The organism is Microbacterium protaetiae (assembly GCF_004135285.1).
In the GTDB taxonomy this organism is placed as follows: Bacteria; Actinomycetota; Actinomycetes; order Actinomycetales; family Microbacteriaceae; genus Microbacterium; species Microbacterium protaetiae.
Genome location: NZ_CP035494.1, coordinates 1,437,926 through 1,455,768 on the forward strand (window position 1 = coordinate 1,437,926; position 17,843 = coordinate 1,455,768).

20 protein-coding genes and 2 tRNA genes are annotated in these 17,843 nt (G+C 66.6%); 14 read left to right on the forward strand and 8 right to left on the reverse strand.

The genetic code is table 11. The annotated features are described in order from the left end of the window. Window positions 1–56: 56 nt before the first annotated feature. The 3 genes from ET475_RS06705 (at window position 57) to ET475_RS06715 (ending at window position 766) form a co-directional block, all read left to right on the forward strand. Window positions 57–130 (forward strand) — tRNA-Ile (locus ET475_RS06705). Window positions 131–144: 14 nt separating this feature from the next. Next, window positions 145–217 (forward strand) — tRNA-Ala (locus ET475_RS06710). Between the two features lie 249 nt (window positions 218–466). Then, window positions 467–766 carry an antibiotic biosynthesis monooxygenase family protein gene (locus ET475_RS06715; RefSeq protein ID WP_129387604.1) on the forward strand — a complete coding sequence of 100 codons (300 nt, stop codon included), beginning with the start codon at window positions 467–469 and terminating at the stop codon, window positions 764–766. A 21-nt stretch (window positions 767–787) separates the two neighbouring features. Here ET475_RS06715 and ET475_RS06720 read toward each other — a convergent pair whose 3' ends face one another. Together ET475_RS06720 and ET475_RS06725 are read right to left on the reverse strand one after the other, a co-directional pair. Beyond that, the gene (locus ET475_RS06720; RefSeq protein ID WP_129387607.1) at window positions 788–988 is read right to left on the reverse strand and encodes a DUF6186 family protein; all 201 of its coding nucleotides are present in this window, start codon (window positions 986–988) and stop codon (window positions 788–790) included. After that, complete coding sequence (locus ET475_RS06725; protein WP_129387610.1) at window positions 985–1,614, reverse strand: hypothetical protein; 630 nt, start codon at window positions 1,612–1,614, stop codon at window positions 985–987. The genes ET475_RS06720 and ET475_RS06725 overlap by 4 nt, the downstream gene beginning before the upstream one ends. Window positions 1,615–1,688: 74 nt before the next feature. On the opposite strand from ET475_RS06725, the gene ET475_RS06730 reads away from it, so the two are divergent. After that, window positions 1,689–2,117, forward strand: a complete 429-nt coding sequence (locus ET475_RS06730) for an NUDIX hydrolase (protein ID WP_129387613.1) — start codon at window positions 1,689–1,691, stop codon at window positions 2,115–2,117. A 99-nt stretch (window positions 2,118–2,216) separates the two neighbouring features. Here the strand turns inward: ET475_RS06730 and ET475_RS06735 are convergent, their stop codons facing one another. Together ET475_RS06735 and ET475_RS06740 are read right to left on the reverse strand one after the other, a co-directional pair. After that, window positions 2,217–2,654, reverse strand: coding sequence for an aminoacyl-tRNA deacylase (locus ET475_RS06735; protein ID WP_129393747.1), 438 nt, complete (start codon window positions 2,652–2,654; stop codon window positions 2,217–2,219). Between the two features lie 138 nt (window positions 2,655–2,792). Next, the gene (locus ET475_RS06740) at window positions 2,793–3,386 is read right to left on the reverse strand and encodes a DNA helicase (RefSeq protein WP_129387616.1); all 594 of its coding nucleotides are present in this window, start codon (window positions 3,384–3,386) and stop codon (window positions 2,793–2,795) included. Window positions 3,387–3,497: 111 nt separating this feature from the next. Here ET475_RS06740 and ET475_RS06745 point away from each other — a divergent pair, with 111 nt between their 5' ends. Both ET475_RS06745 and ET475_RS06750 read left to right on the forward strand, forming a co-directional pair. Then, complete coding sequence (locus ET475_RS06745) at window positions 3,498–4,055, forward strand: peptidylprolyl isomerase (RefSeq protein ID WP_129387619.1); 558 nt, start codon at window positions 3,498–3,500, stop codon at window positions 4,053–4,055. A 20-nt stretch (window positions 4,056–4,075) separates the two neighbouring features. Next, window positions 4,076–4,978, forward strand: coding sequence for a rhomboid family intramembrane serine protease (locus ET475_RS06750; protein ID WP_129387622.1), 903 nt, complete (start codon window positions 4,076–4,078; stop codon window positions 4,976–4,978). 66 nt (window positions 4,979–5,044) lie between these two features. Here the strand turns inward: ET475_RS06750 and ET475_RS06755 are convergent, their stop codons facing one another. Continuing rightward, window positions 5,045–5,284, reverse strand: coding sequence for a cell division protein CrgA (locus ET475_RS06755; RefSeq protein WP_129387625.1), 240 nt, complete (start codon window positions 5,282–5,284; stop codon window positions 5,045–5,047). A gap of 231 nt (window positions 5,285–5,515) precedes the next feature. On the opposite strand from ET475_RS06755, the gene ET475_RS06760 reads away from it, so the two are divergent. The 8 genes from ET475_RS06760 (at window position 5,516) to ET475_RS06790 (ending at window position 12,717) form a co-directional block, all read left to right on the forward strand. Continuing rightward, a complete protein-coding gene (locus ET475_RS06760) occupies window positions 5,516–7,228 on the forward strand; it encodes an ABC transporter substrate-binding protein (protein WP_207205431.1) in 1,713 nt (570 codons plus the stop codon). Window positions 7,229–7,299: 71 nt separating this feature from the next. Beyond that, window positions 7,300–8,274, forward strand: a complete 975-nt coding sequence (locus tag ET475_RS06765; RefSeq protein ID WP_129387631.1) for an ABC transporter permease — start codon at window positions 7,300–7,302, stop codon at window positions 8,272–8,274. Next, entirely contained in the window at window positions 8,271–9,239 is a 969-nt protein-coding gene (locus tag ET475_RS06770; RefSeq protein ID WP_207205432.1) for an ABC transporter permease, read from the forward strand. The genes ET475_RS06765 and ET475_RS06770 overlap by 4 nt, the downstream gene beginning before the upstream one ends. Before the next feature lie 5 nt (window positions 9,240–9,244). Beyond that, complete coding sequence (locus tag ET475_RS06775; RefSeq protein ID WP_129393750.1) at window positions 9,245–10,150, forward strand: ABC transporter ATP-binding protein; 906 nt, start codon at window positions 9,245–9,247, stop codon at window positions 10,148–10,150. Next, the gene (locus ET475_RS06780; protein WP_129387634.1) at window positions 10,147–11,100 is read left to right on the forward strand and encodes an ATP-binding cassette domain-containing protein; all 954 of its coding nucleotides are present in this window, start codon (window positions 10,147–10,149) and stop codon (window positions 11,098–11,100) included. Before ET475_RS06775 ends, ET475_RS06780 begins: the two co-directional genes overlap by 4 nt. A gap of 44 nt (window positions 11,101–11,144) precedes the next feature. Beyond that, window positions 11,145–11,957 (forward strand): class E sortase, encoded by an 813-nt coding sequence (locus tag ET475_RS06785; protein ID WP_129387637.1) that lies wholly within the window; start codon window positions 11,145–11,147, stop codon window positions 11,955–11,957. Further along, window positions 11,957–12,112, forward strand: coding sequence for a hypothetical protein (locus ET475_RS17815; protein ID WP_165310797.1), 156 nt, complete (start codon window positions 11,957–11,959; stop codon window positions 12,110–12,112). Before ET475_RS06785 ends, ET475_RS17815 begins: the two co-directional genes overlap by 1 nt. A 35-nt stretch (window positions 12,113–12,147) precedes the next feature. Further along, entirely contained in the window at window positions 12,148–12,717 is a 570-nt protein-coding gene (locus ET475_RS06790; protein ID WP_129387640.1) for an anthranilate synthase component II, read from the forward strand. A gap of 14 nt (window positions 12,718–12,731) precedes the next feature. On the opposite strand, the gene pknB is transcribed toward ET475_RS06790, so the two are convergent. Genes pknB through ET475_RS06805 form a run of 3 tightly spaced genes read right to left on the reverse strand, consistent with a single transcriptional unit; the run spans window position 12,732 to window position 17,836 of the window. Beyond that, window positions 12,732–14,525 carry a Stk1 family PASTA domain-containing Ser/Thr kinase gene (gene pknB, locus ET475_RS06795; RefSeq protein WP_277985767.1) on the reverse strand — a complete coding sequence of 598 codons (1,794 nt, stop codon included), beginning with the start codon at window positions 14,523–14,525 and terminating at the stop codon, window positions 12,732–12,734. Window positions 14,526–14,564: 39 nt separating this feature from the next. Beyond that, complete coding sequence (locus ET475_RS06800; protein ID WP_129387643.1) at window positions 14,565–16,382, reverse strand: serine/threonine-protein kinase; 1,818 nt, start codon at window positions 16,380–16,382, stop codon at window positions 14,565–14,567. Next, entirely contained in the window at window positions 16,379–17,836 is a 1,458-nt protein-coding gene (locus ET475_RS06805) for a peptidoglycan D,D-transpeptidase FtsI family protein (RefSeq protein WP_129387646.1), read from the reverse strand. The genes ET475_RS06800 and ET475_RS06805 overlap by 4 nt, the downstream gene beginning before the upstream one ends. Window positions 17,837–17,843 lie beyond the last annotated feature (7 nt).

The window sequence follows — 17,843 nt, forward strand, 5'->3', positions numbered from 1 at the left end:
TCGTGAAATCCGGCGGATTCGGGTAATCTCTTTGAGGTTGACGTGTCTGTCGGCACGGGGGTATAGCTCAGGCGGTTAGAGCGCTTCACTGATAATGAAGAGGTCCCAGGTTCAAGTCCTGGTACCCCCACACTGCAAGATTTCGGGGCCTTAGCTCAGTTGGTAGAGCACCTGCTTTGCAAGCAGGGGGTCACCGGTTCGAACCCGGTAGGCTCCACAGTCACTTTCCCGCCGCGGGCGGCGCTCCATCCACCTCGGGCGCCGTTCGATTCGCAGGACATTTTGCGTCTGGGGCACCGACACGCCGCGCGGTACATGCTGATTTCTGCTGGCGTCCTGTCACGTGAACGGGGTCGCAGGGGATGCACACCGCACATCGAGCGCGCGGTTTTTTTCCAGCTGCGGCCGGCCCGCGCTCTTCCGCGCCGTGTCAGGCTGGAAGGGTCACGACCGAGAGGAGACATCCGTGTCTGTCGTCAAGATCAACGCGCTGCGCATTCCGGAGGGTGCCGGCATCGAGCTTGAGGCGCGGTTCGCCGCGCGCAAGCATGCGGTCGACTCCGCCCCGGGGTTTGAGGGCTTCCAGTTGCTGCGGCCCACTGCGGGCGAGATGCGGTACTTCGTCATCACGACGTGGGCATCTGAGGCTGACTTCCAGGCCTGGCGCAGCACCCGCACCCCGCACGCTCCGGCGGGCCCGGGCAGCCCGACATTGACGACGCAGTCCGACCTGCTCGAGTTCGAGGTCGTCGACCTCGCCGACTGACTCCCCGGTGCGGCAGTACCGTCACAACGTCTGGCCGGCCAGGAAGTGCCAGCCCAGCCACCACCAGATGACGATCACTGCAAGACGGATCGCCGGATCCGACATCAGCCGATCGAACATTGCGGTGGCGGATGCCTCGGCATAACGCCGTCCGATGAGCCAGCCGGCAACGGCGAGGGCAGCCGCACACGCGAGGAAGGCTGCGATGCTGATGACGATCATCGTCGTCCGCCCCGCCGCAGCAACCACACGCCACCGGCCAGCCACGCCGCCACGACGAGAATCTTGCCCGGCACCGTTCCCGCGAGCGGATCGAGAAGGTCGCTGAGTGCGAACCACGCGGCATCCGGCTGCACCAGACCCAGGATGAACTGGATCAGCTCCCACACGCACCCGAGCACGATGATCACCGCCCACGCAAGTGCCAGGCGACGGATGCCTGGCGAGAACGTCGTCGGCCGGTCAGGCCGTGTGACGGCGCGCCCGGATGCAGCCACGAGCGCCGCGATGGCTCCGATCGCGATGACCACCACCTGCATCAGCACTCCGTGCCGGGGCAGGAAGCACAGTATTGCTCCCAGCACCGCGGCGGCCGCCGATAGAGCCGGCAGCGGCATCCGGTGGCTCGACCCTCTGGCGGAAAGGTGCCCCGTCGCCGTCAGGGTGGCGACGGGCGCGGCACCGAAGAAGACCGCAGCATCGAACCACTGCAGCCGCACGATCTGCACGACCCCGATCGCCACCAGCACGAACAGCCAGCACGCGAAGGCCCAGCCCGGGCGGCGTGCTAACCGGTCGGTGGTGCGCAGGCCGTCGTCACGGCGGCGAGAGCGCTCGTGCGACGGCATGAGAAGTCCCTCCGGTCAGAACTCTACCCACGGCGCGAGCGGCAGGGTCGGTGGCGGGCTCTATCGTGGGATGCATGGACCTGCGTGTCGCCGCCTATGCGGTCATCGTCGATGACGGCGGCCACGTGCTGCTGTCGCATTGGATCCAGGGCCGGCGTCCGTCGTGGACGATGCCGGGCGGCGGCCTCGAAGACGGCGAAGACCCCGTGGACGCGGTCCGTCGCGAGATTCGCGAAGAGACCGGGTACAAGGCCCGCATCGGCGAGTTGCTCGGCATCCATTCCCGGGTGATTCCGGCTGGCCGTCGGGTGACGCACGAGTCGAGCCAGCCGCTGCACACCCTGCGCATCGTCTACCGCGCCGAGATCACGGGTGGCAAGCTGCGCAACGAGGTCGACGGCTCGACCGATCGGGCGGGGTGGTTTCCGCTCTCTGAGGTGCGGGGGCTGCAACGGGTGCGCCTCGTCGACATCGCGCTGAAGATGGGCGGGGTCTCGTACTGAGCGGGGGCGTTTCGACTCGCTGCGCTCGCTCAACGACCGGCAGGGGGCGCTCGCTCAACGACCGGCAGGGGGCGCTCGCTCAACGACCGGTCGGGGGCTTCAGGGACCGGCGGGTGGCTCCGGCAGGGGCTGGGAGATGTCGGCGACCGTGGCGCCGTAGGCGGCGATGAGCTCGTCGGCGTCGACGAAGAGACTGTAGCCGCGGGCACCGGCGCCCATCGCGATGCGCCTTCCGACGATGTCGGCGTCGGCGTACACCGGCCAGTCGTGGCTGCTACCGATCGGGGTGATCGTCCCACGCGCGTAGCCGGTCGCCTCGAGAGCAAGGTCGGGCTCGGGCATCCGCAGCCTGTTCACACCGACCACCGCCCGCAGCTTCGGCCACGAAATCGCACGATCGCCCGGGATCAGCGCGAACAGAAAGTCGCCGTCGTGGCGCTTGACCACCAGCGTCTTGACGATGTCGCCCGGAGTCACACCGAGAACCTGCGCCGCCCCGGTGAGACTGCCGGCATCGGGGCGCTCGCGCACCTCGATGGTCAGACCACGAGCGGATGCCGCGGCCCGAACGCGCGCGGTGGGGTCGGTGGGTCGTTTCGACTCGCTGCGCTCGCTCAACGACCGGGGGTTGCGCTCGCTCAACGGGGGCTGCGCTCGCTCAATGGGAGGGGCGTGTCACGCGTCGGGGGCGCGCAGCGGGTCGTCGGCAACCCACAGTTCGTCATCGGCGCGCAGCGTCTGCCACGCCGCGTAGATCACGCCGACGGCGGCCGCGACACCGAGGATGAGGGCGATGACGCCACCGGCGCTCATGCCCTTCTTCGGCGTCGCCGCCTGGGCTGCGGCGTTCACCTTCGCCGAGATCTTCTTCGACGCCTTCTTGCTGTTCTTCTGCGCCTTCTTGCCGAGCGCGTCGAAGTCGGGCAACGATAGGCCGCGGCCGGCGGCGAGCTTCGAGCGGGTGTCGTTTGCGGCATCCCACACCGACATCGCCGAGCCGACGACGGTGCCCGCTGCCGGCACGAGCTTCTCGTTGAAGACCTGCTGCGCCGTCTTGACGCCCTTCTCCACATAGGGGGCGGCGTACTTGTCGTAGTTCGCCTGCACCGTCGGGGCGATGTGCTCGCGGTTGTAGTGGCCCAGTTGCCGACCGGCTTCACGGGCGACGGATGCCGCCTCACCGACGAGCACCTGCTGTGACTCCCAGAGCTTGCCCGCCTGATCCTGAAGTCGGCGGAGTTCCTTCTTGCGCTTACGGCTGAGGCTCACGGGGTGCCCTCCCTGTCGATCGGGGTGTGTGCACCTTCATCTTGCCAGACCCGGCCGTGCATGGAAGGGGATGTACAGAACTTGGAAAGGTATCTCTGAAAGAATGACTCCATGCCTATTGCTACCGCTGTCGCCACCCTTCACACGAATCACGGCGACATCGTCGTCAATCTCTTCGGCGACCACGCCCCCCGCACCGTGCAGAACTTCATCGGCCTGGCTGACGGCTCGGGCCAGTGGACCGACCCGCGCACCGGCAAGCCCGGCGAGGGACCGCTGTACACCGACGTCATCTTCCACCGCATCATCCCCGGGTTCATGATCCAGGGCGGCGACCCGCTCGGGCAGGGTGTGGGAGGTCCCGGCTACAACTTCGACGACGAGATCCACCCTGAGCTCTCGTTCGGCTCGCCGTACCTGCTGGCCATGGCCAACGCCGGCCTGCGCCGCAACGCGATCACCGGCAAGGCCGAGGGCACGAACGGCTCGCAGTTCTTCATCACGACCGACCCGACCCCGTGGCTGACCGGCAAGCACACGATCTTCGGCGAGGTCGCCGACGACGCGTCGCGCGCTGTCGTCGACGAGATCGCCAAGGTCGCCACCGGTGCGCAAGACCGCCCGGTCGACGACGTCGTGATCTCATCGATCGACATCGCTCAGGCGTGAGGCGCGCTCGCGTCTGACACATGACGTCCGCCGACTTCTCGCGCAACCGCGACAACTTCTGCTACCGGCATCCCGATCGACAAAGCTTCGTGCTCTGTCAGCGGTGCCTGCGCACCATCTGCCCCGAGTGCCAGATCCAGGCGCCGGTGGGCGTGATCTGCCCGGAGTGCCTGCGTGACCAGAAGAAGGCGGCGTCTCCGGCGCAGCGCAAAGCCGAGCGGCGGTGGGGGCGCCGCTCGACCGCGGTGGCAGCGCCCCGCGATCAGCGGCCTCTGGCGACGTACTGGATCATCGGGATCACGGCGGCCGTCTACCTGGCGCAGATGATTCCGGGACTGCGGGTGGCGCAGTGGCTCGCATTCAACAGCGTGTTCCTGCTTCCGCAATCGGGCGTGTTCGAACCGTGGCGGCTGCTGACCGTGCTGCTCGTGCACTCGGGCTGGCTGCATCTGGGGCTGAACATGCTCGCGCTGTGGATGATCGGGCGCATTCTCGAGCCGCTTGTGGGTCGCACCCGCTTCGTCGTGATGTACCTGATCGCCGGCCTCGGCGGTTCGGTCGCGGTGGCATTGCTGGCCCCTGCGACATCGGTGGTCGGGGCATCCGGCGCGATCTTCGGGTTGTTCGGCGCGCTCCTGGTGATCGGGCGGCACATCGGCGCGAACGTGTCGAGCATCGCGATCATCATCGCCATCAACTTCGCGTTCCCGTTCGTGGTCGGGCTGCTGTCGGGCTCGATGGCCTCGATTCAGATCTCGTGGCAGGCGCACCTGGGCGGACTGATCGCCGGAGCCGCCGTCGGATTCATCTACGCACGCACCCGGGCGATACGACAGCGCGGGTGGCAGATCGGACTGCTCGTCGCGCTGACGATCGTGTTGCTGGCGCTGCTGGTCATCCCCGCGGTGTTCTACTTCGGGTGAGAGTTATCCACAGGTTCATCCCCAGCTGGGGATGAATCACAGCCGTGTAATTCGCCGCCGAGTCTGTCAGCGCCAGCGCGTGGTCATGAGGAAACCGACGAAGGCGATGCCGAACCCGATGACCAGGTTCCAGGCCTCGATGCCCGGGATCGGAAACTGCATGCCGCTGAGGTAGAAGACCAGCACCCAGACGAGCCCGATGACCATCAGCCCGATCATGATCGGCTTGAACCAGACCGGGTTGGGCGCGGAATCGCCTGCGCTGCGCTCGACGTCGGGTTCTTCGCCCTTGCCAGTTCGTGCCATACCCGCCATTCTACGGGGCGCCGGGCCTTCGCAGAGCATCCTCTCGTCGGCGACGTGACGGGCCCTTGCTGCGGTGTAACAGGATGTTACGCGCCCGCGACATCCCTCTCAGCAGCGGCATAAGCTCGGGAAGTATTCGTCCGCGGTCCGGTGAATCCATCGGCGGCTGTCGAGGGTCGCATCCGCGCACGTCTCCTCCCCCCACAGATCCCAGAAGGGTCGAATATGAAGTTGACGAAGAGACCGACGGCCGCCGCGGCGGCCCTGCTGGCGGGCGCGCTGCTCCTGGGCGGTTGCGCGGCGACGGCAGAGCCGGCACCGGATGCCACGCAGAACGACTTGAGCTCGATGAAGAACGAGTTCTACCAGGCGACCGACCCGGGCAAGAGCCCCGCGGGGGCGTCGGCGCGCACGGACTCGTTCGTGAGCACCATCAGCAAACCCGGCGGTGTCTTCCTGCCGGGCTTCTACGACAACGGCTGGGACGGCAACGCGGTCCAGCCGATCTTCGCGTCGCTCGTGGTCACCAACGACGCGGGTGAGGCCGAGCCCGACCTCGCCGAGAAGTGGGATGTCTCCGACGACGGCCTGACCTACACGTTCCACCTGCGCAAGGGGCTGACCTTCAGCGACGGTTCACCGCTGACGGCCGACGACGTCGCCTTCACCCTCACGCTGCTCAACGACCCGCAGTACGCGGGCGGCGTCGACTTCTCCGACATCGTGATCGCGGGCACCGACGACTACCGCAAGGGTTCGGCGACATCACTGTCGGGCATCACCGTCATCGATCCCACCACCATTCGCATCGTCACCGAGAAGGTCAACCCCCTCGCGCTGCGCACCCTCGGTGGCCCGGTGATCTCGAAGGCCTACTACGGCAAGGGTTATGCGAAGGGCAAGCTCGACTACCTCAAGGACCTCTACGGCAAGCCACTGGGCGCGGGACCGTACGCACTGGACAAGTACGTCGAGGGCCAAGAGATCGACTATGTCGCCAACGAGCACTACTACGCGGGCAAGCCCTCGATACAGCGGGTGATCTTCAAGGTGATCTCGTCCGACTCGGCCCTGCAGAACTTCGAGAACGGGGATATCGATCAGGGCGGCTTCGGCAGCGACCCCGCCACGCTGACGGAGTTGCAGAACCTCGGCTTCGCCAACATCGAAGCGCGGGTGGTGCCCGATTACGGCGCCATCTGGGTGAACAACAAGAAGCCGGCGCTCGCCGACACGAAGGTGCGACAGGCGCTGTACTACGGACTGGACCGTCAGCAGATCGTCGACGCGAAGTTCAAGGGCCTCGGTCAGGTCGCCGACGTGTTCGCCGCTCCCACGCAGTGGTCGTACACGAATGACGGCGTCACCCAGTACCCCTACGACCCCGACAAGGCCGGCGCCCTGCTCGACGAAGCAGGGTGGAAGAAGGGATCGGACGGCATTCGGGCGAAGGACGGCGAGAAGCTGAAGCTGTCGTACATCACCACAAAGCAGGATGACCCGGTGATCCCGATCGCGAAGCAGACCTACACCGACCTGGGCATCGACTTCGTGGCCGAGGTGCTCGACGCGAACACAGCCTTCGAGCGTCTCTACAGCGGCGACTACGATCTGGCCGGCTTCCGCAGCAACGGCCTGAGCGACCCCAATGACGCCGTTTCGGAGTTCGGCACCGATGACCCGAACATCAACGTCACCGGATACAAGAACGACGAGGTGACCAAGCTGATCAAGCAGGGTGTCTCGGTGTTCGACCACGACGCGCGACAGAAGATCTACACCGAGCTCTACCAGAAGCTCAGCGAGGATCCGCCGATCATCCTGCTCGACTACCGCAAGTCGCTGTCGGCGTGGAACGCGCGCATCGAGAATGGTGAACTCTTCACCACCGGAAACGATGATGCGGCCATCGCGCTGTCGAAGCTGAAGATCGCGGCAGACTAGCCTTGTCTCGGAGCCGCCGGCCTCGTGTCGGCGGCTCCGAACCGTGTTCTCCTGCCTGAGCCCCGGATCTCATGACCAGCTATATCATCAAGCGGCTCACCCTCATGGTGTTGCTTCTCTTCGGCGTCTCGATACTCGTCTTCTTCCTGTTCTCGCTGATGCCGGGCGATTACTACAGCTCGAACCGCACTCTCACGCCACAGCGCAAGGCCGAGCTGCGCGCCCTGAACGGCCTCGACCAGCCGGTGCTGGTGCAGTACTTCATCTGGCTCGCCAACATGCTGCGCGGGCAGTTCGGCTATTCGCTGGCCTACAACCGGCCGGTCGGCGACCTTCTCGGCCCGTACATCGCGCATTCGTTCTTGATCGCCTTCACCGCGTTCGTCTTCACCTGGGCGATAGCCATCGTCTCCGGGGTGATCGCTGCCACCAAGCAGTACTCCTGGTTCGATCGCCTTGTCACCGTGGGCCTCTTTGCGTCGCTGTCGGTGCCGTCCTTTTTCATCGGCCTGCTGATGATCAAGGTGTTCGCCGTCGACCTGCACTGGCTGCCGACAGGGAGCATGACCGACACCGCCAGCTCATCCACGGGGTTCGCGTACGTCTTTGAGATCGCCCGACATATGGTGCTGCCTGTCGCGATCCTGACATTCCTGGGGGCGGGCTCGCTGACCCGGTACTTCCGCACCGGGATGCTGGAGGTGCTGCGCGCCGACTTCATCCGCACCGCGCGGGCGAAGGGCCTGGCAGAACGCTCCGTCGTCTTCTCGCACGCGCTGCGCAATGCCCTGCTGCCGGCGATCACGCTGCTCGCCTTCGAGTTGCCGGGCCTGTTCGCCGGCGCGATCATCACCGAGCAGATCTTCAACTGGCCCGGTGTGGGGCGCTTGCAGCTCGAGTCGGTGCAGAACCGCGACTATGCGGTGCTGATGACGATCACGATGTTGCTGGCGTTCCTCACGGTGCTCGGCAGCTTTCTCGCCGACATCTGCTACGCGGTCGCCGATCCGCGCGTGCGTCTGGTGGAAGTGGGGAAGCGCGCATGAGTGGCAGCGGTGATGTGCTCGTCACAGGGGCGACCAACCCCCACCTCGGCCCGCCTGCGCCGTCCCGGATGCCGCGACTCGGGCGCCGTGGCCGGCGTCGCTCGCTGTGGGCCGAGTCCTTCGGCCGGCTGATCCGCATTCCGGCGGCGAGCGTCAGCATCGGACTGCTCGTCTTCATGCTGTTGTTCAGCTTCGTCGGGCCGCTGCTGATCGGATACACCGGCGACGAGATAAACCTGCGCATCGCCAATCACATCCCGACGATGGATCACTGGCTGGGCACCGACGCGTACGGTCGCGACGTCTTGACCCGCCTGATGTTCGCAGGGCGCATCTCGCTGACGATCGGCATCGCCTCAATGCTGCTCTCCCTCATCCTCGGTGCGGTTCTGGGCATCGTGGCCGGCTACTACGGTGGTCTCGTCGACGCCGTCATCATGCGCGCCGCCGATCTGCTGATGTCCATTCCCGGGCTGCCGCTTCTCATCGTCATGGCAGCCGTGCTCTCAGAGCTGAAGGTGCGGCCGGAGTCGCGCATCTACGTCGTGATGATCCTGCTCAGCGTGATCGGGTGGCCCTCGCTTGCCCGGCTGATCCGCGGGCAGGTGCTGTCGCTGCGCGAGGCGCCGTACATGCGCGCCGCCGAGGTGCTCGGTCTGAGTGCGGCCTCGCGCCAGTTCCGCCATCTGCTTCCCAACGTCATGCCGCTTCTGATCGTGGTGGCAACGCTCAGCACGGCATCGGGCATCCTCAGCGAGTCGGCACTGAGCTTTCTCGGTCTTGGCGTCGTTCCACCGAACGCCTCGTGGGGAAACATGATCAGCGCCGCCAATAACCTCATCGACTTTCAGCAGCACTGGTGGTTGTGGGTGCCACCGGGAGTGGCGCTGCTGATCACGGTCGCCGCCATCAACGTGCTCGGCGACCGTCTGCGTGACGTCTTCGACCCCAGGATGCGAAAGTGAGTGCCATGCCCTCCGCCCTACCCGCGGCATCCGGTCCCTCCCAGCCGCTCGTGCGCGTCGAGGACCTCACCGTGCGCTTTCCTTCTGGCGGCGGCCATCGTGTCGTGGTGGATGGCATCGGTTTCGAGATCGAAGCGGGCCAGGTCGTCAGCATCGTCGGCGAATCGGGTTCGGGTAAGAGTCTGACGGCGCTGTCGCTGCTGAAGCTCGTCGACGAACCGGGTGAGATCTCGGGTGGGCGGGTGCTCTTCGACGGCAACGACGTGCTCACCCTGCGCCGCACCGCGCTGCAGCGGGTGCGCGGCGGCGAGGTGGGAATGATCTTCCAGGAGCCGATGCGCTCCCTCAACCCCGTCTTCACGATCGGGCGGCAGCTGATCGAGACGATCCGCGCGCACGAATCCGTCTCACGTTCGCAGGCGTATGAGCGGTCGGTGGAGTGGCTCAAGCGAGTGGGGCTCCCCGACCCGGATCGCATCATGGGCTCGTATCCCCACGAGTTGTCGGGTGGGATGCTGCAGCGGGCCATGATCGCGGTCGCACTGTGCTGCGACCCGAAGCTGCTCATCGCCGATGAGCCGACGACCGCACTGGATGTCACCATCCAGGCGCAGATCATCGACCTCATCCTCGACCTGCGCGACGAGACGGGCATGGCGGTCTTGTTCATCACCCACGATCTGGGGGTGGTCGCCGAGGTCGCCGACGTCGTTCTGGTGATGTATGACGGTCAGATCATCGAGCGTGGTGATGTGTTCACGGTGTTCGAGCGGCCGCAGCATCCCTACACCGACGCCCTGCTGCGCGCGCGACCGATGCCAGGAGCGCGGTTGGACCGGCTGCCCATCATCTCGGACGAGGTGCGGCGCATGGCCTCCCGGCGGCCCGAGAGCGCGGGGGTGGACGCATGACGAATGCGACGGTGCGCAGCGGGGATCAGCCGGCCACCCGCAACGTGGACGAAGACTTCTTGGTCGAGGCCACCGACATCGTCAAGGTGTTCCACTCGCGCGGGGGCGGTCGCCGGGCCTCGAAAGACGAGGTGCGCGCCGTCGACGGGGTCAGCCTGAGCATTCGTGAGGGTGAGATGTTCGGGCTCGTCGGAGAGTCGGGCAGCGGAAAGACCACGTTCGGGCAGTCGATTCTGCGCATGCACGAGCCGACCTCGGGATCCGTGCGCTTTCGTGGCGAAGAGATCCTCGGTCTCTCGCGTGGGCAGCTGCGCCGGCTGCGGCCGCGCATGCAGTATGTGTTCCAAGACCCGTTCAGTGCGCTCAATCCTCGGTTGTCGATCGCGGCGGCCATCGGTGAGCCGATGCGCGCCCACGGTCTGGCCACGGGCAACGACGAGCGCGATCGTGTCATCGACGTGCTCGCGCAGTGCGGGATGGAGGCGGATGCCCTGGATCGTTATCCGCACGAGTTCTCCGGCGGACAGCGCCAGCGCATCGTGATCGCCCGCGCAATGGCGCTGCGGCCCGAGTTCGTCGTGGCCGACGAGCCCGTCTCGGCGCTGGATGTCTCGGTGCAGGGGCAGATCGTCAACCTGCTGTGTGATCTGCGCGACCAGCAGCACACATCGTTCCTGTTCATCTCCCATGATCTGAGCGTGGTCGAGCACATGTGCACCGCAGTGGCGATCATGTACCGGGGCGTCGTGGTGGAGCAGGGCACTCGTGACCAGATCTTCACAGACCCGCGGCATCCGTACACACAGGAGCTGCTCGCAGCGGTGCCCATCGCCGACCCGCGGGAGCGCGGACGACGGCGCGGGCGACGAGCCAGCCGCGAATGGGATGACAGGACGGCACCTCGTGCGGCGTTGCGCGACATCGGCGACGGGCACCTGCTGGCGCTGTAGCGTCGTCGGGCGGCGGTACAGCTAGGCGTGGCTAGACTCGCGGTGTGACCGATTCGCCGGATGCGGGGGAATCGCGGCGGGCGCGCCGCGGCCCGGCGCGTGCCACCCACCGAGGGGGCGCGACGTTCTTCAGCGTGCTCGGCGAGCTGTTCATCACGGTCGGGGTGCTCGCGCTGCTGTTCGTGGCGTGGCAGCTGTGGATCGGCGACTGGATCGGCGCGGCCGAGAAGAACGCCGCCGGGCAGAGCATCAGCGAGCAGTGGGCCGACGAGTTCGCGGCATCCGCGTCGCCGTCCCCGAGCCAGACTCCGGCAGCGACGCCGAGCTCATCGCCCACGACCACCCCCACGACGAAGCCGGTGGTTCTCGGTGAGCCGAAGGACGCCGAGGTGTTCGGGGTCATGTACATCCCCCGCTTCGGCAAGGACTACAAGGTCCCCATGGCCGGGGGTGTGAGTCGCCCGCGTACGCTCGACCCGATCGGCATCGGCCACTACCCCGACACTCCGATGCCGGGCGCGGTGGGAAACGTCGCGCTGGCCGCCCACCGCACGACGTTCGGCAAGCCCTTCAATCAGATAGCGAAGCTGCACGTGGGCGATGCCATCGTCATCGAGACGAAAGCCGGCTGGTACACCTACCGCTTCCGCAACCTCGAATACGTCAAGCCCGATGCGGTCGATGTGCTGCTGCCGGTGCCACAGGAAAAGGGGCTGAAGGCCGACGGGCAGTATCTGACGATGACCAGCTGCAGCCCGATGTACTACAAGAGCGAGCGGATCGTCGCCTACAGCGTGTTCGAATCGTTCACGCCTCGCGCCGACGGCCGGCCCGACGTGTTGGAAGGGGTGAAGTGATGTACGCGGCACTGTGGCGCATTCTGCCCGGACCCTGGTGGGTGCGCGTGGTAATCCTGGTCGTGGTGGCAGCGGTGATCTTGTACGGCCTGTTCTTCTACGTCTTTCCGTGGGTCAGCGCGATCATCGACCCGCAAGACGTGACTGTGCAGTGACCCCGCGCAGTGACACTGTGCAGTGACCCGGTCCAGTGACAGATCTTCTCATCGTCGACAATCACGACAGCTTCGTGCACATCCTCGTCGACTACCTGCGGGGCCTGGGTGCGCGCGTCACGCTCGTCGAGGCTGACGCGATCGATCCCGCCACCGCACTCGACGACCACGAGGCGGTGCTGATCTCGCCGGGACCGGGCGCACCCGGCGACGCCGGCGCATCCGTTCCGCTCGTGCACGTGGCCTTCGAACGAGGGATGCCGCTGCTCGGCGTGTGCCTGGGGCATCAGGCCATCGCCGAAGCGTTCGGCGGCACTGTCGGACCGGCGCCCGAGCTCATGCACGGGATGGTCTCGCAGATCGTCCACGATGGCACAGGACTGTTCGAGGGGATGCCGCAGCCGTTCGCCGCCGGCAGGTACCACTCCCTCGCCGTGACCGCGGTGCCCGATGTGCTCGAGGTCACCGCGCGCACCGACAGCGGTACCGTCATGGGCCTGCGGCATCGCACGGCGGCCATCGTCGGAGTACAGTTCCACCCCGAAAGCGTGCTGACCCAGCACGGCCGCCGACTGCTGTCGAATTGGCTCGCGCAGATCGGCTGAGCAACGGCCGATCGCTACTGGTCGCCGGTGTCGCCGCCGCTGTCGGTGTCGCCGCCGCTGTCGGTGTCGCCGCCGCCGCTGTCATCGCCGGAATCGGCACCTCCGGAGCACGAGACCAACACCACCTCGGAGTGGATCGGCACTTCACCGGGACCTGCCGACTGCGACTTCACGGCACGCGGATCGTTGGCGGGACAGCTCGGGTCGTCTTGCACCTTCACGGTCAGCTTCAGCTCCTTCAGAGCGTCTTGGGCGGCATCGAGCGTGTAGCCCTGCTGGGTGAAGTCGACGACGGTGACGGTGCCGGTGGCGATCACGAGATCGACCGACGACCCCTTCGAGACCTTCTCGTCGGCGTCGGGGGTCGCGGTGACGACGATGTCAGCTTCGGTGTCGGGCTCGTCTTCGCGGCGCACCTGACCGAGTTCGAGGCCAGCCTCGCTCAGCGCCTGCTCGGCCTGCGCCCGGGAGAGGCCGACGAGCGTGGGAACCGTGGTCATCTCGGGTCCGGTGGACACATACACCGAGACCTCTGACTCCTTGTCGACCGAGATTCCGGCGGCCGGATCAGTGCGGATGACCTCGCCATCATCGACGGTCTCGCTGGGCGTGTCGACACGTTTGGCCACAAGGTCTTTGTCTTCGAGGGCCTGGCTCGCATCGGCGTATGTCATGCCGGCGACGGTGGGGACGATGCGCGAATCGCTCGGCATGATGCTGGTCGGATGAATCGTGAGCACCCACACCAGCACCGAGATCAGCAGCACCGCGAGAACCGCCACGCCGGCCCAGATCCAGGCCGCGGGGGGCCCTGCCTGCGTGCGCTTCATTGTGGGATCGGTGCTCAGCTGGCGCAGTGCGCGGGCGGTCTCGGCCGCCTGACGCGGGTCGGGACCATACAGGGCGTGGGCGAGGGTGTCGACCTCGCGCCGTGAGGGGTCTTTGCCGCCGACGGCGGCGTCGAGCGCCTCGCGAAAGGCCGCAGCGTCGGGAAATCGCTGGAAGGCGTCTTTGGCCAGGGCCTGCAGCACGACGGCGTCAAGCGCGCGCGGCACGGTGTCGACGAGTTCCGACGGCGGAACCGGCGCCTCGCTGACGTGCTGATACGCGACGGCCACCGGGGTGTCGCCACGGAACGGCTGGCGTCCGGTGAGCAGTTCATAGAGCACGATGCCGGCGGAGTAGATGTCGGTGCGTGCGTCGACGACATCGCCCTTGGCCTGCTCAGGCGAGAAGTATGCCGCGGTGCCCAGGATCGTCGTGGTCTCGGCCACCGTCGACGAGGAGTCGGAGACGGCGCGGGCGATGCCGAAGTCCATCACCTTGACCTGGCCCGAGCCGGTGACCATGACGTTGCCGGGCTTGATGTCGCGGTGCACCACTCCGGCGCGGTGCGAGTATTCGAGCGCCTCGAGAATGCCGTCGACGTAACGCACCGCGTCGCTCAAGGGCACCGGCCCGGCCGCGATGATGTCTTTGAGCAGTCGCCCGTGCACGAGCTCCATGACGATGTACGGAATCGGATGCGCGGTGCCACGATCGTCGACCTCGGTGTCTTCACCGGCGTCGTACACGCGCACGATGGCGGGGCTGGACATGCGCGACGCAGCCTGCGCTTCGAGACGGAACCGTGTACGGAAGGCGTTGTCGCGACTCAGCTCCGCGTCGAGGATCTTGATCGCGACGGGACGGCCGAGGGTGAGGTCGTAGCCCCGGAAGACCGACGCCATGCCGCCGTGCCCGATGGGCTCGTCGACGCGGTAGCGCCCCGAAAGCACGCGCGCCTCTGCTGCCACATCACTCTCCACGATCGAACTCCTGCCAGCCTAACCGAACAGCGTGCGCGGTCAGTTGCCGTCGTCCTGCGCGTTGCCCCCGTCATCCTGCCCGGTGCCATCGCCCTGGCCCTGATCGTCGGCGGGCGGAGTGGGGGTGTCGGCGGGCGGGGTCACCACGGGTGCGGCGCCGATGGTGACCGACTTGGTGGATGCCGGTGAGGTGAGCTCACCGTTGCCGCCCGAGCACGTCGCGGTGTAGCTGATCTCAAGCGACTGTCCGGCCGTGCCGGTGACGTTCAACGAGAGCTCACCGGGGCTGGTGCCCGTTTCAAGCGTCGAGGTGTCGCCCGAGTTCGAGCCGTTGACGAACTGGCCGTTGGTGGCGGTGAAGGTGTAGCCGCTGAGGTTGCCGGTGCCCGAGGGGCACGTGAAATCGGGGATCGTCACGGTCGCCGTGCCGCCCTCGATCACCTGGCCGTTGTCGCCGGTGCCCGTGATCGAGGCCGCGCCGGGCTTCTGCTCGATCGTCGTCGGAGCGGTGTAGCAGGTGAGGGTGATGACCGCGGGAGGGGTGGCGTTCCCGGTCGGGTCGACCGACTGCACGGTGCCCTCTTGGTCGTCAGAGGTGGCGGGAGAGCCCGGCGTCTGGTTCGCCGTGAGGTCGTTCTCTTCCAGCAGCTTCGCCGCCGCATCGCACGTCATGCCCACCAGACTGAGTCCGTCGACGTTCACCGGGGTCGGTGACGGGCTCGACGGTGTCGTGGGTTCGGTGACCGCGGGGGTGGACGGACTGCCCGTCGCGTCGGCGTCGCCGCGGGGTCCGAAGATCGTCCAGAGCGTTCCGACCAGCACGATGATCAGCAGGGCGATCAGCGCGATGAGCGGCCACGTCCACGGGCTGCGCTTCTTGGTCTTCTTCTGCTCCTGTGCGCTGGGCTGGCCCGGCAGCAGCCCCGCCTCGGGCAGCAGCCGCGTCGCAGCGGAGGTGTCACCCGTGGCCGTGAGCAGCTGGGTCGCGGCATCCACTCCCGAACCGATGGCGGGAACCGCGGCGATGGCCGCAGCGATGTCGCCGCGGCGCAGCGCTGTCGCGGCGCGGGCGACGATAGCGGTCGAAGCCGGCCGGTCTTCGGGCTTTTTCGCGATCATCGACAGCACGAAGTTCTGCACCGGCTGGGCGACGGTGGCCGGCAGCGGCGGCGCCTGGTCATTGATCTGGGCCATCGCGATGGCCACCTGCGACTCACCGGTGAACGGGCGCTTGCCGGCCAGGCACTCGTACGCGACGATGCCCAGCGAGTAGATATCGGTGGCGGGGGATGCCGCGTGCCCCGACGCCTGCTCGGGTGAGAGGTACTGCACCGTGCCCATCACCTGGCCGGTCGCCGTCAGAGGCACCTGGTCGGCGATGCGGGCGATGCCGAAGTCGGTGATCTTCACCCGTCCATCGGGGGTGATCAGCAGGTTGCCGGGCTTGATGTCGCGGTGCACGAGGCCCGCGGCGTGCGCGGCCTGCAGCGCAGCCGCTGTCTGCGCGACGATGTCGAGGGTCTTGTCAGTCGACAGCGAGTTCTCGCGTTCGAGCACCGTGGACAGTGCCTCGCCGGGCACCAGCTCCATGACCAGGAACGCCGAGCCGTTCTCTTCGCCGTAGTCGAAGACGCTGGCTATGCCCTCGTGGTTGACCAGGGCCGCATGCCGGGCCTCGGCGCGAAAACGCTCGAGAAAGCCCGGGTCGCCCATGTACTCGTCTTTGAGGATCTTGATGGCCACGGTGCGGCCGATGACGTGGTCGGTCGCCTCCCACACCTCGCCCATGCCGCCGATCGCGATCCGCGAGTCGAGCTCGTAGCGGCCGCCGAAGGTCACACCCTGCGTCGGTCTCATTTACCCAGCACCGCCTCCATGACCTTTTTCGCGATGGGCGCCGCGATCGTGTTTCCACTCCCGGATTGCCCTTGACCCCCGCCATTCTCCACGACGACCGCCACTGCAACCTGGGGGTCGTCTGCGGGAGCGAAGCCGGTGAACCACAGGCTGAACGGGTCATCTTCCCCGTTCTGCGCGGTGCCGGTCTTGCCGCCCACCTCGACCCCGTCAATTCTTGCATTTGTCGCGATGCCCTCGCTGACATTGGCGACCATCATGTCGCGCAGCTCCTGGTTCAGGTTCTCGTCGAGAGACCGACCGAATTCGGTGTTGTCGAACTTCTGCTGCACCGTCAGGTCGGGGCCGACGACCTGGTCGACCATGCGCGGATTCATGACGATGCCACCGTTGGCGACGGCTGCGCTGACCATCGCCATCTGCAGCGGGGTGGCCCGCACATCACTCTGGCCGAATCCGCTGAGCGCCGTCTGGGCTTCATTCAGGCTGTCGGGATACACCGAGGGAGAGGATTTCAGCGGAAGCTCGAACGAGGAGTTGAAGCCGTACTTCTCGGCTTCGGCGCGGATGGCGTCGGCGCCGAGCTTGCTGGCCAGTTCGGCCATCGGGATGTTGCAGCTGAGCCGCAGCGCCGTTGCGATCGTGACTTCCTTACCCGAGCCACACGTACCGCCGGTGTCGTTCTGGATCTGTGTCGAGGTGCCCGGCAGGGTGTATCGCGCGACGTTCGGCAGCGTCGAGTCGGGCGTGAAGTCGCCCGAAGCCAGCGCGGCCGAGACGGTGACCAGCTTGAACGTCGATCCCGGCGGATTCATGTTGCCGCCGATCGCCCGATTGTCCAGCGGCTGGGTGGGGTCGTCGTTGAGTTTGTCGTAGGCCTTGTTGACAGCATCCGTGTCGTGCGAGGCCAGTGTGTTCGTGTCGAAGCTGGGGCTGGTGACCATCGCGAGGATGCGGCCGGTCTTCGGCTCGATCGCCACCACAGCACCCTGCAGATCGCCGAGGGCGTCATAGGCCGCTTTCTGCACCTTCGCGTCGAGCGAGAGCACGACATTCGACCCACGTGGCGGCTGACCGCTGACGATCCGCTCGATACGGTCGAGGAACTGCGAGTTGCTGGTTCCCGACAATGGCTGGTTCATCGCCTGTTCGAGGCCGGTCGATGATTGCAGCACCGGGTTGATGAAGCCGGTCACCGGTGCCCACATCTTCGCGTCGGTGTAGGTGCGCTGCCAGCTGTACAGGTCGTTGGTGGCGCTCGAGCTGGCGATCGCCGAGCCGCTGGCGATGATCGACCCGCGCTGCACGTCGAACGAGTCGTACAGCGTGCGGCGGTTGAGCGGGTTCGCGGCCAGGTCGTCGGCCTGAACGACCTGGATGACGCTGGTCGAGGCGAACAGCGCCAGGAACATGATCAACACGATGATCGAGAGGCGTCTGAGTTCCTTCGTCATGTCAGCC